The following is a 14078-nucleotide window of genomic DNA, read 5'->3' as shown; positions in this document are numbered from 1 at the left end:
CCCTTCTCCGCCCGCGCGGCGCGATGGCGCGGCTTTCGTCGTCGGCTGCGGCCCGGTGGCCGCGCGTGCGTCGGTCACCGCAGCAGACCCTTCATCTCGATGGTCGGCAGCGCCTTGAGCGCGGCCTCCTCCGCCTCGCGGGCCGCCTCCTCGGCGTTCACGCCGAGCTTGGAGCCCTGGATCTTCTGGTGGAGCTTGAGGATCGCGTCCACCAGCATCTCCGGGCGGGGCGGGCAGCCGGGCAGGTAGATGTCGACCGGCACGATGTGGTCGACGCCCTGCACGATCGCGTAGTTGTTGAACATCCCGCCCGACGAGGCGCAGACGCCCATGGAGATGACCCACTTGGGGTTGGGCATCTGGTCGTAGACCTGCCGCAGGACGGGGGCCATCTTCTGGCTGACCCGGCCGGCGACGATCATGAGGTCGGCCTGGCGCGGCGAGCCGCGGAAGACCTCCATGCCGAAGCGGGCGAGGTCGTAGCGGCCGGCGCCGGTCGTCATCATCTCGATGGCGCAGCAGGCGAGGCCGAAGGTCGCGGGGAAGACGGACGCCTTCCGGACCCAGCCCGCGGCCTGCTCGACGGTGGTCAGCAGGAAACCGCTGGGCAGCTTCTCTTCGAGTCCCATGGGTGCTCCTCAGCCCCTCAGTCCCATTCCAGGCCGCCGCGACGCCACACGTAGGCGTAGGCGACGAAGACGGTGAGCACGAAGAGCAGCATCTCCACGAGCCCGAAAAGCCCCAGGGCGTCGAAGGTGACCGCCCAGGGGTAGAGGAAGACGATCTCGATGTCGAAGACGATGAAGAGCATCGCCGTCAGGTAGTACTTGATGGGGAAGCGGCCGCCGCCGGCGGGAGTGGGCGTCGGCTCGATGCCGCACTCGTACGCCTCAAGTTTTGCCCTGTTGTACCGCTTTGGCCCGATTAGCGTGGCCATGACCACGGAGAAGATCGCAAACCCCGCACCCAGGGCACCGAGCACGAGGATGGGCGCGTACGCATTCACGCTCCTCGCTCCTTCCAGTCGTCCTTGACCGTTGGACCGCACTGTCGGCTCGCGGAGCCTCGCGGCGACCTCCGGGAAGATCGCCCACATGTGAGGCAGTTCACAAGCCCGACGTCCGCGTATCTTAAGCCCGCCCCTCTGTGATCTGCGACACGGGGGTCACCAACGGATTTGTGATCTCCACCACCTGACGAAGGATCATGAAGTCGGATGAGCGGTGATCTTGTCGCGTGAAGCGCCCAGGTGATCACCAGGTGTGACATTCGGACCGGAAATCGCTGGTCGGAAGGGGTGTCGCACTATCAAGAGATGAGCCCTACAAGCAAATTGGCAGTGGAGGCGTGCGGGTGATAAAGGACCCCGGGTCGCCCGTCCGGGGGGCCGGGCGGACCGAAGTGGACGCCCCGGCTCCGTGTGCACGCGTTCACGAGACAAAGATGTGACCTGCGTCACTCTTCCAAGAGCCGAAAAGAACGGGGCTTGGCCATCGGGCTCAAGAGGTGGTAAGCGCAGGGCAATTCGGGCATCTCATCGAAAACCCGTGATCAAGGGCGGAATGAGCCGTGCCCGTTTTGCCCGTTACGGCGTCAATAAGGGCGACAGGAAAGCGGATTGGACGGTTCCGGTCGTAACTGTGGCGCAACCCACGTTTCTTGAAGGGAACCGTGAAGCCCTGATAGCGGTTGTACCCATGTCCCACACCGCTCACATACCCAGCCACCGGAAGCCCCGCCGCAGCGCCTCCAAGCTCGCGCTCCGCGCCGGAGTTGCCGGTGGCGTCCTCGGCACCATCGCGGTGGCCGGTGCTGCCGGCCCGGCGAGTGCCGAGCCGGTGACCGAGACCATCGAGATGCCCACGCTGGGCTCGCTCGGCACCGACCTCTCCAGCGCCGTGGCCGCCTCCGCCGAGGCGTCCCAGCAGGAGGCTCTCGACCAGAGCCTGGAGGCCCAGGAGGCCGCCGCCCTGGAGACGGCCGCCAAGGAGGCCAGGAAGGCGAAGGCCGAGGCCGACCGCAAGGCCGAGGCCGAGCGCGCCGAGAAGGCCCGCCAGGAGGCCGAGGCGAAGGCCGAGCGCGAGCGCGCCGAGGCCCAGGCCCGCGCCGAGGCCCAGGCCCGCGCCTCCCGCGACAGCGCCCGCACCCAGCTCACCGCGACCTCCGCGTCCTCGGACTCCTCGGGCTCCGGCTCGTCGAGCGACAGCGGCTCCTCGGCCGGCTCCTCCTCCGAGTCGACCCAGGTCTCCTCCGGCACCGCCGCCTCGATCGTCGCCTTCGCCAGGGCACAGGTCGGCGACGCGTACGTCTCCGGCGGCACCGGCCCCAACTCCTGGGACTGCTCCGGCCTCGTCCAGGCCGCCTACGCCGCCGCGGGCATCGACCTGCCGCGCATCTCGTACCAGCAGTCGAGCATGGGCACCTCGGTCTCCCTGAGCAACCTCCAGCCGGGCGACGTCCTCTACTGGGGCAGCCGCAGCGGCTCGTACCACGTCGCCATCTACGTCGGCGGCGGCAAGTACGTCGGCGCGCAGAACTCCTCGACCGGCGTCGTCGAGCGCTCGCTCGACTGGGACCCGCCGTCGGGCGCCGTCCGCATCCTCTGATCCCCGCGATCGGAGCCGTACGAAAGGGCCGTCACTCCTCGGGGGAGCGACGGCCCTTCGTCGTGCCGTGCGGCGGGGTCAGGCCTTCGGCGCGACCTTCGAGAGGCCGTTGATGATCCGGTCCATCGCGTCCCCGCCCGTCGGGTCCGTGAGGTTCGCCAGCATCTTCAGGGTGAACTTCATCAGGACCGGGTGGGTGAGGCCGCGCTGGGTCGCGATCTTCATGACCTTCGGGTTGCCGATCAGCTTCACGAAGGCGCGGCCCAGCGTGTAGTAGCCGCCGTAGGTGTCCTTGAGGATGCGGGGGTAGCTCTGGAGGGCCAGTTCGCGCTGGGCGGGGGTGGCGCGGGCGTGAGCCTGGACGATGACGTCGGCGGCGATCTGGCCGGACTCCATCGCGTAGGCGATGCCCTCGCCGTTGAACGGGTTGACCAGGCCGCCCGCGTCGCCGACGAGCAGCAGGCCCTTGGTGTAGTGCGGCTGGCGGTTGAAGGCCATCGGGAGGGCGGCGCCGCGGATCGGCGTCGTCATGTTGTCCGGGGTGAAGCCCCAGTCCTCCGGCATCGAGGCGCACCACGCCTTCAGCACCTCGCGCCAGTCCAGCTCGCGGAAGGCGGAGGAGGAGTTGAGGATGCCGAGGCCGACGTTGGAGGTGCCGTCGCCCATGCCGAAGATCCAGCCGTAGCCGGGGAGGAGGCGGTCCTCGGTGCCGCGCTTGTCCCACAGCTCCAGCCACGACTCCAGGTAGTCGTCGTCGTGCCGGGGGGTCGTGAAGTACGTGCGGACCGCGACGCCCATCGGCCGGTCCTCGCGCCGGTGCAGGCCCATCGCGAGGGAGAGCCGGGTCGAGTTGCCGTCGGCCGCGACGACCAGCGGGGCGTGGAAGGTGACCTCGGTCTTCTCCTCGCCCAGCTTGGCGTGGACGCCGGTGATGCGGCCGGTGCGGTCGTCGACGACCGGCGCGCCGACGTTGCAGCGCTCGTACAGGCGGGCGCCCGCCTTCTGCGCCTGCCGCGCCAGCATCTCGTCGAAGTCGTCGCGCTTGCGGACCAGTCCGTAGTCCGGGTAAGAGGCCAGGTCGGGCCAGTCCAGCTGGAGCCGGACGCCGCCGCCGATGATCCGCAGGCCCTTGTTGCGCAGCCAGCCGGCCTCTTCGGAGATGTCGATGCCCATGGAGACGAGCTGCTTCGTGGCGCGGGGGGTCAGTCCGTCGCCGCAGACCTTCTCGCGCGGGAACGCGGTCTTCTCCAGGAGCAGGACGTCCAGGCCGGCCTTCGCCAGGTAGTAGGCGGTGGTGGAGCCGGCCGGGCCCGCCCCGACGACGATCACGTCTGCGCTGTGCTCGGAGAGGGGGGTCTCGGTCACGGCGGATCTCCCGAAAGGTCGGCGAAGAGGGTCGTACCGAAGTCTAGGCCGCCCACCCCGCCCCCCACCGGAGGCCCACCCCCTGCGGGTGGACGCCCCGCCGCCTGCGCGGGCCGCGCTCCCGTCCCCCTGTGCGGGCTGCGCCCCCGACCCTGCGGGCTGCGCCCGTCCCCCTCGTGCGGGCTGCGCCCCGGCCCTGTGGGCAATCGTCCCGCTGGGGTCCCCCTGGACGAAGTCCTCGGGGGAGGGACGGGTGGGCACAGGGACGGCGCCCCTTGCCGGGCCGCGGCTTCCGGGCCTGAACCCGCACCCGCTGTACGACGCCGTACGGGTGCGGGTCCAGGCGCAGGAGCGGAGGCACCCGCAAAGGTGCCGTTCCGCTGTGCCCACCCGTTCCGCCCCTAGCGGAACGACTGCCCACAACGGAACGGGGGCGCCCGGAACGGGGGATCAGGCGGGTTTGAAGCCTCGGTGGAGGGCGACGATGCCGCCGGTGAGGTTGCGCCAGGCGACCTTGGTCCAGCCGGCCTTCTGGAGGAGGCCCGCGAGGGCGGGCTGGTCGGGCCAGGACTGGATGGACTCGGCGAGGTAGACGTACGCGTCGGGGTTGGAGGAGACCGCCCGCGCCACCGGCGGCAGCGCACGCATCAGGTACTCCTCGTACACCGTGCGGAACGGGGCCCACGTGGGGTGGGAGAACTCCGCGATCACGACCCGGCCGCCGGGCTTCGTGACCCGGTACAGCTCGCGCAGCGCCTGCTCGGTGTCCTGGATGTTGCGGAGGCCGAAGGAGATCGTCACCGCGTCGAAGACGTCGTCCCGGAAGGGCAGCTTCGTGCCGTCGCCCGCGGTGAACGGCATCCACGGGTGCCGCTGCTTGCCGACCCGCAGCATGCCGAGGGAGAAGTCGCAGGGGACGACGTACGCGCCCGCCCGCGCGAAGGGCTGCGAGGAGGTGGCCGTGCCGGCGGCGAGGTCGAGGATCTTCTGCGCGGGCCGCGCGTCGACCGCCTTGGCGACCTCCTTGCGCCATCTGCGGTCCTGGCCGAGCGACAGCACGTCGTTGGTGAGGTCGTAGTTGGCCGCCACGCCGTCGAACATGGAGGCGACTTCGTGCGGCTGCTTGTCCAGGGATGCTCGGGTCACCTCCCCATTCAAGCAGCCGCCCGAATCTCTTCCCGTACCGCTTCAACCTTTCGGCAGCACGGGTGCTCAAGGACGGTCGGACACACGCACACGACGGCGAGGAGAGCGGGAGTGCGATGGCAGTGACGACCGAGGTGGACCCACGGGCGGTCCGGGTGCCGGACGTGGGGTCGGCGGCCGGGTTCGAGGAGTTCGCGCGGACGGCGCAGCAGCGGCTGTACCGGACGGCGTACCTGCTCTGCGGGGACGCGGAGCACGCGCGGGACCTGACCCAGACGACGCTGGCGAAGCTGTACCGGCACTGGCGGAAGGCGGGGTCGGCCGAGCATCCGCACGCCTACGCCAAGACCGTGCTGACCCGGACCTTCCTGGCCGAGCGGCGCAGGCGGCTGCGGGACCTGCTGGTCCTCACCCGCACCGGCGGCACCGTGCGGGAGCCCGCCGCCGACCAGCCGGAGCTGCGGGTGACGCTGCTCGCCGCGCTCGCCGAACTGCCGCCGAGGGCGCGGGCCATGGTGGTGCTGCGCTACTGGGACGACCAGAGCGTGGCCTCCGTCGCCGCGCTGCTGCGGTGCAGCGAGGCCACCGTGAAGAGCCAGTGCTCGCGCTCGCTGGTCCGTCTGCGCGTGCGCCTGGCCGACGCCGGGCTCTCGCTCTGAGGAACCCGAGGAAGAAGAGGAAGAGGTCTGCTGTGAACGACGACGACACCACCGCCCTCCGGGACGCCTTGGACCGCACGGCGGAGGAGCTGCCGCCGCTGCCCGATCTGGTCCCGCTCGCCGTGCGCGACGGGCGCAGGCGCCGGGCCAGGGCCCGGTTCGCCACCGCGGCGGCCGCGTTCGGCGTGGTCACCGCCGGGGCCCTCGGGCTCACGCTGCTGCCGGCGAACGGCCCGGCTCCGGCGCTGCCGGCCGCCCCGCCCTCGTCGCCGGGGGCGAGCGCGAGCCCGAGTGCGGAGCCGGACGCGAGCCATCCCCCGGTGGTCGTGGAGGAGACGCCGGGCGTCCCCCCGCCCGACAACCCGGACGGGCTGTCGGACGCCGAGCGGGAGCGCCGGGCAGTCCACCAGCAGCGCGTGGCCGTGCTGCTCGACGAGCTGCTGCCCTCCAAGGTCACCGAGATCCGGCCGGTCAAGGACAAGGTGTCCGCCTACCGGATCACGGCGGACGGGAAGCACTTCCGGCTGACCGTGTCGGTGCGGCCGACCGACGACCGGTCCGTCGACGACTGCCCGGACAGGCCGGACCCGAGGATCGTCTGCGAGACCGTCGCCCTCGACGGGGACCACGCGGCGCAGCTGCTGTCGATGCAGGCGAACGAGCCGGGCACCCTGGCCGCGTACGTCCGGTTCACCTACGGCGGCAGCCGCGTGCGGCTCTCCGTCGAGCCCGAGCGCCTGTCGTCACCCGTGACCCCGCGCCAGCTCTTCGCCGTGGCCGGGGACCCGCGCTTCCTCGACCTGGTGAAGGAGGCGGACGCGCGGCCGGTGGAGGAGAAGCTGCCGCCGGCCGTCGTGGGCGGCTGACGCGCCGCCCACGACGGGCGCCGTCGGATCGGCGGGTCGTGCGGGGCGGCGGGCCCGGTCAGCGGGTGCGGTGGACCAGGCGGCCGTCGATGACGGTGGCGACGCAGGTCGAGGCGCCCCGGCGGACGAGGTCGGCCGGGGTGGGGACGTCGAAGACGGCGAAGCGGGCCGGGGCGCCGGGGGCCAGGCGCGGGAGCAGGACGAGCGGCACCGGCGAGAGCGCCGGGGGGCCGGGGAGCACGTCGGGGCGGCGGCCGACCGCGAGGCCGGCGCGGCGCACCGCGTCGGCGGCGGCGCGGGTGCGCAGCTCGCCGGCGACGGCGACCGTGCCGTGGGCGAGCATCCGCTGGACGCCGCGCCGGGCGCTGGCGCCGAGCCGGGCGGGGTCGGCGCGGAAGAGCTCCGCGGCCCGCTCGCCCGTGATCGGCGCGGTGCCGAGGGCGTCGGCCTCGCGCGGGTCCGGGTGGTAGGTCCGCTCCAGGAGCTCGGGGGCGTACGGGTTGAGCAGGCCGGGCAGCAGGATGCCCGGCCAGCGGCGCAGCCGGGCGTCCTGGTGGGCCTCCGCCAGTTCCTCGTACGGGCCGACGGCGGCGATCCGCGCGCCGTCGACGAGGACGGCGGTCTCCGGCGACCCGTCGGCGGCGTGCAGGGTGGGCAACGGGGGCCTCAGTTCGCGTCGAGGAGCTTCAGCTCGGGGTGGGCCGTGCCGCCCTCGATGGCCACGGACGAGATGTGGGAGGCGACGCGGTCGTCGACCGGGTCGTTCGCCGGGTCGTCGTGGACGACGAGGTGTTCGTAGGTGGTGGAGCGCTGGGCGGGGACGCGGCCGGCCTTGCGGATGAGGTCGATGATCTCCAGGCGGTTGGAGCGGTGCCGGGCACCGGCGGAGGAGACGACGTTCTCCTCCAGCATGATCGAGCCGAGGTCGTCGGCGCCGTAGTGCAGGGAGAGCTGGCCGACCTCCTTGCCGGTGGTCAGCCAGGAGCCCTGGATGTGGGCGACGTTGTCGAGGAAGATCCGGGAGATCGCGATCATCCGCAGGTACTCGAAGAGGGTGGCCTGCGTGCGGCCCTTGAGGTGGTTGTTCTCGGGCTGGTACGTGTACGGGATGAAGGCCCGGAAGCCGCCGGTCCGGTCCTGCACGTCGCGGATCATCCGCAGGTGCTCGATCCGCTCGGCGTTGGTCTCGCCGGTGCCCATGAGCATGGTGGAGGTCGACTCGACGCCGAGGCCGTGGGCGATCTCCATGATCTCCAGCCAGCGCTCGCCGGACTCCTTGAGGGGCGCGATGGCCTTGCGGGGGCGCTCCGGGAGCAGCTCGGCGCCGGCGCCGGCGAAGGAGTCGAGGCCGGCGGCGTGGATGCGGGTGATGGCCTCCTCGACGGAGACGCCGGAGATCCGCGCCATGTGCTCGACCTCGGAGGCGCCGAGGGAGTGGATGACGAGCTGCGGGAAGTCCTTCTTGATGGCGGCGAAGTGCTTCTCGTAGTACTCGACGCCGTAGTCCGGGTGGTGGCCGCCCTGGAACATGATCTGGGTGCCGCCGAGCTCGACGGTCTCCGCGCAGCGGCGCAGGATGTCGTCGAGGTCGCGGGTCCAGCCCTTCTCGGTGTCCTTGGGGGCGGCGTAGAAGGCGCAGAACCTGCACGCCGTCACGCAGACGTTGGTGTAGTTGATGTTCCGCTCGATGATGTACGTCGCGATGTGCTCGGTACCGGCGTAGCGGCGGCGGCGCGCGGCGTCGGCGGCGGCGCCGAGCGCGTGCAGGGGCGCCGAGCGGTACAGGTCGAGCGCCTCCTCGGGGGTGATCCGGCCGCCCGCGGCGGCACGGTCGAGAACGGCTGTGACATCGAATGACGTGAGGTCGGCCTTCTCGGTCACCGTTTCGTCCCTTTCGGAGGGTTGCTGACAGACCGAACCAGCGTACGCCAGGGGCGGTGCGGGACCGGGCCGGGGTCCGCGTCGGCATGAATTTCCGATGAACGTTCCCCTGCGCGATCCCCTGCGCGATTCCCGCGGGGGAATGGGAGGGGGCGGCGCGGGGCCCGGGCGGGAAATGCGGGCGTGAATTGCCCGGGCCGCGGCGGTCCTATTCCGGGGGCAGCAGATCGACCGCGACGTCCGCCGGGAATCCGGTCGTCGGTCCGGTGCGGCGGGCGAACTCGCGCACTCCGGCGAGTTGCTCGGGGCCGAAGCGGAAGTCGAGCGTGCGGAAGTACCGCTCCAGCAGTTCGGCGTCGAAGGACTCCCAGCGGGCGGCCTGTTCCGCGACCTTGGTGACCTCGTCGAGGGAGAGGTCGCGGGAGGCGAGGAAGGCCCGGTGGACGTCGTGGACGGTCTCCGGTTCGCGCGCCAGGTAGTCCTTGCGGGCCGCCCAGACGGCGAAGACGAAGGGGAGTCCGGTCCACTCCTTCCACATCAGGCCGAGGTCGTGGACCTGGAGCCCGAGCCGGGGCGCGTCGTGCAGCGAGGCGCGCAGGGCGGCGTCGCCGATGAGGACCGCCGCCTCGGCCTCCTGCATCATCAGGCCCAGGTCGGGGGGGCAGGTGTAGTAGGCGGGCGACACGCCGTACCGCTCCGCGAGCAGCAGCTGGGCGAGGCGGACCGAGGTCCGGGAGGTGGAGCCGAGTGCGACGCGGGCGCCGTCCAGCTCCTCCAGGGGCCGCTGGGAGACGATCACGCAGGACATGACGGGGCCGTCGCAGCCGACCGCGATGTCGGGCAGGGCGACGAGCCCGTCGGCGTGGCGGAGGTACTCGACGAGGGTGATGGGGCCGATGTCGAGGTCGCCCCGGACGAGCCGCTCGCTCAGCTTCTCGGGGGTGTCCTTGGTCAGCTCCAGATCGAGGAGCGTTCCGGTCCTGGCGAGTCCCCAGTAGAGGGGGAGGCAGTTCAGGAACTGGATGTGCCCGACCCGGGGCCGGCTGCGCTGGTGCTCGTCGTTCGCATTGTCCACAACGCGAGGCTAGACCCGTCTCGGACGGTGGACATCGCCGGGGGACATCCGGGGCAGATCGGCGCGGCGCGTCAGCATGCCGGGAAGCCGATCAAACATGAGGGTGACGTGATCTTTCCCTCTATCGCCCTGAGCACGCTGCGTGCTACGCTCGACGCAAGTTGCAGTTTGGTTTCCCTTGCAGTACAGAGCCTGCGGAGCATGTGACCCGCAGGCTTTTGTAGTTTTCAGACTTGTTTGCAGGTTCTGGAGCAGGGCGACCCTTTGGCCCATAGGAGGGCTCATGGCTACCGGAACCGTCAAGTGGTTCAACGCTGAAAAGGGCTTTGGCTTCATCGCCCAGGAAGGCGGCGGCCCGGATGTCTTCGTCCACTACTCCGCGATCAACGCGAACGGCTTCCGTTCGCTTGAGGAGAACCAGCAGGTGAGCTTCGACGTCACGCAGGGCCCGAAGGGCCCGCAGGCGGAGAACGTCACCACGATCTGAACGCCGTAGTGGCGATCGTGATCTCCTAGAGCAGTACCCAAGGAGCCCCGCTCCGTGCCGCAGGTGCGGCACGAGCGGGGCTCCTGCCCGTTTCCGGGGGCGCGCCGGGGGCTCGCCGGGGCACCGGGGCCCTCCGGGGGGGTGCCGGCGGGGGCCCGGCTCAGCAGTTCGGGATCACGGTCCCGTTGTTGTCGCGGGCCTCGTCGTTGCCCCAGCGGGAGAGGTAGTACGCCGAGACGTAGGCGCCGTAGCCGTTCTTGCCGGCGTAGACGGTGTCCAGGTCGGTGCGGAGCCACCAGTGGTTGTAGTTGCCGGAGGCGTCGCGGACCTCCTGGCCCCAGACCTTGCAGTAGACGTAGTTCGTGCCGGCGTTCAGGACGCCCTGAGCGTCGTTCGTGTTGGCGGCCGCGTAGCCGGTGGCCTGGGCGAAGGTGTCCACCCAGTACTTGCCTCCGCCCCCGCCCGAGCAGCCGTTGTCGCTGGTCAGGTGCTTGGAGCCGTAGGAGCCCGGGTAGGGCGCGAGGGAGGCGCCGTTGATCACGATGGACTGGCCGACGCCGTTGTAGAGCTGCTCGTAGTGGATGTGGGCGCCGGAGCTGTTGCCGGTGGAGCCGGTGGTGCCGATCTGCTGGCCCTGGGCGACGGCGGCGCCGTTCGCCACCGAGTAGGCGTTCAGGTGGAAGTAGTACGTCTTCCAGCCGCCGCCGTGGTCGACCACGATGTAGTTCCCGGCGCCCGAGGGCTGGGAGTAGCGGTAGGCGGTGCCGGAGGCCGAGGCCAGGACGGGGGTGCCGGCGGTGGTGCCGCCGTCGGAGCGGACGAAGTCGAGGGCCTGGCGGACCTCGGCGGAGTGGTGGCTGTAAGTCCACTTCTGGCCGCAGGGGAACGGCGCCTTGAAGAGCGGCGCCGCGTGGGCGGTGCCCGCCGTGCCGAGGACGGTGAGCAGTCCGGCGAGGAGGGTGAGCAGGGCGCCGAGGGCGGGGATCCGGGGGGCGGCGGTCCGGGGGGCGGGGCGTGCCGTGCGCAGGGGGTGACGCATGGGTCCTCCGGGGCGTCGGTGACGGGTGGTGACGGGGTTGACGCGCGTTGACCGACCACAGGGTGCCTGAAGACCGGCCGCCGCAGTAGACGGCCTTTCCCACATGCCGGCGGGCTCCGGTACGTACGCTGGACACATGACCGAACGGAAACCGCCCGGCGTCAGCTTCGAGTCCTTCGTCGACAAGCAGATCCGGGAGGCGGCCGAGCGCGGCGACTTCAGCAAGCTCGCCGGCTTCGGCAAGCCCCTCCCGGACGAGGCGGCCCCCTACGACGAGCTGTGGTGGGTCAAGCAGAAGATGCACCGCGAGGGCATGTCGGTCCTGCCGCCCGCCCCCCAGCTGCGCAAGGAGGCCGAGGACGCGGCGGAGGCGGTCGCGGCGGCCGTCTCGGAGAGCCAGGTCCGCCGGATCCTCGGCGAGGTCAACACCAAGATCGCGGAAGCCCTGCGCCGCCCGCCGGCCGGTCCCCCGCTGAACCTGACGCCCTTCGACGTCGAGGCGGAGCTGGCCCGGTGGCGGGAGGCGCGCGACCCCCAGGGGGCGTGATGAACAGCGCCGGTCTGCTGCTCGACTCCTTCGGCCGGATCCGGGAGGCCGTCCACCAGGCGGTGACCGGCCTCGACGAGGAGGAGCTGGCCGCCAGGATCGATCCCGACGCCAACTCGATCGCCTGGCTGGTCTGGCACCTCACCCGCATCCAGGACGACCACCTGGCGGGTGCCTTCGGCACGGAGCAGCTGTGGCGGTCGGACGGCTGGCGGGACCGCTTCGGGCTGCCGTTCCCGCCCGCCGCGACCGGCTACGGCCACACGTCCGCGCAGGTCGGAGCCGTACGGGCGTCCGCCACGCTGCTGCTGGGCTACCACGACGCCGTGCACGACCGGACGGCCTCGCTGCTCGCCCCGGTCACCGGCGCGGACCTGGACCGGGTCGTCGACACCGCGTGGGACCCGCCGGTGACCCTGGGCGTCCGGCTGGTGTCGGTGCTCGCGGAGGACCTCCAGCACGCGGGGCAGGCGGGGTACGTGCGCGGGGTGGTGGAGCGGCGGGGCGGCTGAGGCCGGCGGGGAGGGCCGTCTGCGGGCCCGTACGGCCCTGCGCGTCCACCGGCCGTGCGGCCCTGCGCGTTCCCCCGTACGACCCGGCCCTGTGCGCCCACCGCCGTACGGCCCTTCGCGTGCCCGGGACCGGCGCCGGGTCCGTACGATCTTCGTGTCCCCGCCCGTACAACCCTTCGGGTCCCCCGGGAGTCCACTCCGTGTCTCGTACTCGCGTACGAGGAACGGTTCGCTCCTGGAGGATCCTTGTTCTTCGCCCGTGCCCGGCACCAGCGCGTCGCCGCGTCCGTCGCCACCGTCCTCGCCGTCACGCTCGGCGCCGGCGCCCTGACCGTCCCGGCGGCCTTCGCCGCCGACGGCCCCGCCGCCTCCGCCCCGGCGGCCGAGGCGGGCGTCCCGAAGATGCGGCCGCACACCACGCCCATCGCGGCCGGTGCCGGCGGCTTCTTCTCCACGCTCACGTACAACGGCGACTCGACCTTCTGGACGAGTTACGCGACCGGCGAGACGGTCCCCCTGGGCTACGCCGGGCCCGTCGGCGGCGACCTGTACGGCGGCGGCAGCAAGGGCGTCACGAACATGGCCACCGGCGCCGCCTTCCCCCTCCCCCAGGGCGTCTGGACGGTCGGCGTCGCCGGCGGGTACGCCTTCGCCGTCGACCGGGAGGAGACCAAGCTGACCGTGCACACGGCCGAGGGCGGCCGCGAGGTCACCGGCCTGCCGGCCGGGGCGACGGACGTGACGGTCCGGCCGGGCTCCCCGGAGGAGGCCGTCCTCGGTTTCCAGGGCGCCGACGGCAAGGACTACAGCGGCCTGATCGACCTGGCCTCGGCCGAGGTCACCACGGTCTTCGCGACGCCCGGCGAGCGGATCTACCGCGACATGCCCACCATGGACACCCCGATCAGCGTCGACGCCACGCGGATCGCCTGGTCCGCGTGGAACGCCACGACGAAGACGCGGACCGCGATCATCCGCGACCGCGCCACCGGCGAGGACCGCCGGATCGAGCTGGGCAAGGCCGGTGTGCCCCGCCTCCTCGGCGACTGGATCGTCTACGCCGGCCCGAACCCCGCCACCGGGAACGCCACCCTGGTTGCCACCAGCCTCACCGGCGGGCCCGCCACCACCTTCCCCCTGCTCGACCGCACGACCGGCTCCCCCGTCCCCGACGGCACCGGCGCGCTGGTGGCCGGCGGCGGCAAGCTCGGCGTCGGCCAGGGCGCGTACCGCGTCACGCTCGGCGAGGACGGCCGGCCGACCACGACCGTCATGGGCGTCTACGGCCCCGCGGAGGTCGCGGAGCTGAGCCCGGCGCAGGTCCCCACGGGCACGGTCGACCTGGACAAGACCCCCTCCCCCACGGTGAAGTTCCTCCTCAACCACCGTGACGCGAAGGTCACCTTCACCCTGAGGCACACCCGGACCGGGAAGACCTCCTCCTGGACCCAGCACGGCTTCGACGTCTACGAGGACTGGTGGAAGGACTTCTCCGCCGGTTTCCCCTACACGGGCGACGACTACTACGGCCGCCTGACCGACACCCTCGACGCCACGAACGCGGACGGCTCCGCCGCGCGGACCGCCCTCTACAACGGCGCGTACACCTGGGAGATGACGGCCTCGTCCATGGCGGGCGTCGGCCCCGACCTGAAGACGTCCGGCGCCTTCGCGGTCACCCGCGCGCCGAGGCCGCACGACTTCGACGACAACGCCTCCGTCGACCTGCTGGGCCGCGACGCCTCCGGCGTGCTGTGGTCGGACTCCTCGTGGGGCAAGGGCAGTTCCGCGACCGCCCCGGAGACCCGGATCGGCGGCGGCTGGCAGGCCTACGACCGGATCGAGGCCACCGGCGACCTCGCCGGCTCCGCCCACGCCGACCTCGTCGCCCGCAC

Annotated in this window: 15 protein-coding genes; 7 read left to right on the top strand and 8 right to left on the bottom strand. The window is 71.9% G+C overall.

From position 1 onward, the window contains the following. Positions 1 to 74 precede the first annotated feature (74 nt). Positions 75 to 629 carry an NADH-quinone oxidoreductase subunit B family protein gene (locus ACFW6A_RS18505; RefSeq protein WP_351844686.1) on the bottom strand — a complete coding sequence of 185 codons (555 nt, stop codon included), beginning with the start codon at positions 627 to 629 and terminating at the stop codon, positions 75 to 77. Between the two features lie 17 nt (positions 630 to 646). Next, on the bottom strand, positions 647 to 1006 hold the full coding sequence (locus ACFW6A_RS18500) for an NADH-quinone oxidoreductase subunit A (protein WP_030494815.1): 360 nt from the start codon (positions 1004 to 1006) through the stop codon (positions 647 to 649). Positions 1007 to 1697: 691 nt separating this feature from the next. Here ACFW6A_RS18500 and ACFW6A_RS18495 point away from each other — a divergent pair. Continuing rightward, the gene (locus ACFW6A_RS18495; RefSeq protein ID WP_351844684.1) at positions 1698 to 2606 is read left to right on the top strand and encodes an NlpC/P60 family protein; all 909 of its coding nucleotides are present in this window, start codon (positions 1698 to 1700) and stop codon (positions 2604 to 2606) included. A 78-nt stretch (positions 2607 to 2684) separates the two neighbouring features. On the opposite strand, the gene ACFW6A_RS18490 is transcribed toward ACFW6A_RS18495, so the two are convergent. Both ACFW6A_RS18490 and ACFW6A_RS18485 read right to left on the bottom strand, forming a co-directional pair. Next, positions 2685 to 3971 (bottom strand): geranylgeranyl reductase family protein, encoded by a 1287-nt coding sequence (locus ACFW6A_RS18490; RefSeq protein WP_351844682.1) that lies wholly within the window; start codon positions 3969 to 3971, stop codon positions 2685 to 2687. A 450-nt stretch (positions 3972 to 4421) separates the two neighbouring features. Next, complete coding sequence (locus ACFW6A_RS18485; RefSeq protein WP_351844680.1) at positions 4422 to 5117, bottom strand: demethylmenaquinone methyltransferase; 696 nt, start codon at positions 5115 to 5117, stop codon at positions 4422 to 4424. A gap of 116 nt (positions 5118 to 5233) precedes the next feature. Between ACFW6A_RS18485 and ACFW6A_RS18480 the strand changes: the two genes are divergently transcribed. Together ACFW6A_RS18480 and ACFW6A_RS18475 are read left to right on the top strand one after the other, a co-directional pair. Continuing rightward, positions 5234 to 5776 carry a SigE family RNA polymerase sigma factor gene (locus ACFW6A_RS18480; RefSeq protein ID WP_351844678.1) on the top strand — a complete coding sequence of 181 codons (543 nt, stop codon included), beginning with the start codon at positions 5234 to 5236 and terminating at the stop codon, positions 5774 to 5776. Positions 5777 to 5808: 32 nt separating this feature from the next. Further along, the gene (locus ACFW6A_RS18475; protein WP_351844676.1) at positions 5809 to 6642 is read left to right on the top strand and encodes a hypothetical protein; all 834 of its coding nucleotides are present in this window, start codon (positions 5809 to 5811) and stop codon (positions 6640 to 6642) included. A 58-nt stretch (positions 6643 to 6700) separates the two neighbouring features. Here ACFW6A_RS18475 and ACFW6A_RS18470 read toward each other — a convergent pair whose 3' ends face one another. From ACFW6A_RS18470 to ACFW6A_RS18460, 3 genes are all read right to left on the bottom strand, one after another. Beyond that, complete coding sequence (locus ACFW6A_RS18470) at positions 6701 to 7300, bottom strand: hypothetical protein (protein WP_351844674.1); 600 nt, start codon at positions 7298 to 7300, stop codon at positions 6701 to 6703. Positions 7301 to 7308: 8 nt separating this feature from the next. Next, positions 7309 to 8523, bottom strand: coding sequence for a cyclic dehypoxanthinyl futalosine synthase (gene mqnC, locus ACFW6A_RS18465; RefSeq protein ID WP_351844672.1), 1215 nt, complete (start codon positions 8521 to 8523; stop codon positions 7309 to 7311). Between the two features lie 208 nt (positions 8524 to 8731). Continuing rightward, the gene (locus ACFW6A_RS18460) at positions 8732 to 9598 is read right to left on the bottom strand and encodes a menaquinone biosynthesis protein (protein ID WP_351844670.1); all 867 of its coding nucleotides are present in this window, start codon (positions 9596 to 9598) and stop codon (positions 8732 to 8734) included. 283 nt (positions 9599 to 9881) lie between these two features. Here ACFW6A_RS18460 and ACFW6A_RS18455 point away from each other — a divergent pair, with 283 nt between their 5' ends. After that, positions 9882 to 10085 (top strand): cold-shock protein, encoded by a 204-nt coding sequence (locus tag ACFW6A_RS18455; protein ID WP_043227793.1) that lies wholly within the window; start codon positions 9882 to 9884, stop codon positions 10083 to 10085. Between the two features lie 160 nt (positions 10086 to 10245). Here the strand turns inward: ACFW6A_RS18455 and ACFW6A_RS18450 are convergent, their stop codons facing one another. After that, positions 10246 to 11124, bottom strand: a complete 879-nt coding sequence (locus tag ACFW6A_RS18450) for a M23 family metallopeptidase (protein ID WP_351844666.1) — start codon at positions 11122 to 11124, stop codon at positions 10246 to 10248. A gap of 136 nt (positions 11125 to 11260) precedes the next feature. Here ACFW6A_RS18450 and ACFW6A_RS18445 point away from each other — a divergent pair, with 136 nt between their 5' ends. From ACFW6A_RS18445 to ACFW6A_RS18435, 3 genes are all read left to right on the top strand, one after another. After that, on the top strand, positions 11261 to 11671 hold the full coding sequence (locus tag ACFW6A_RS18445; RefSeq protein ID WP_386641485.1) for a DUF1992 domain-containing protein: 411 nt from the start codon (positions 11261 to 11263) through the stop codon (positions 11669 to 11671). After that, on the top strand, positions 11671 to 12183 hold the full coding sequence (locus tag ACFW6A_RS18440; protein ID WP_351844664.1) for a DUF664 domain-containing protein: 513 nt from the start codon (positions 11671 to 11673) through the stop codon (positions 12181 to 12183). The genes ACFW6A_RS18445 and ACFW6A_RS18440 overlap by 1 nt, the downstream gene beginning before the upstream one ends. A gap of 246 nt (positions 12184 to 12429) precedes the next feature. After that, a partial coding sequence (locus tag ACFW6A_RS18435; protein WP_386641482.1) for a hypothetical protein occupies positions 12430 to 14078 on the top strand: 1649 nt, incomplete at its 3' end.

This window comes from Streptomyces sp. NPDC058758, from assembly GCF_042746075.1.
GTDB lineage: Bacteria > Actinomycetota > Actinomycetes > Streptomycetales > Streptomycetaceae > Streptomyces.
The sequence above is the reverse complement of the archived record's forward strand: the minus strand, read 5'-3'. Positions and strand labels throughout refer to the sequence as shown.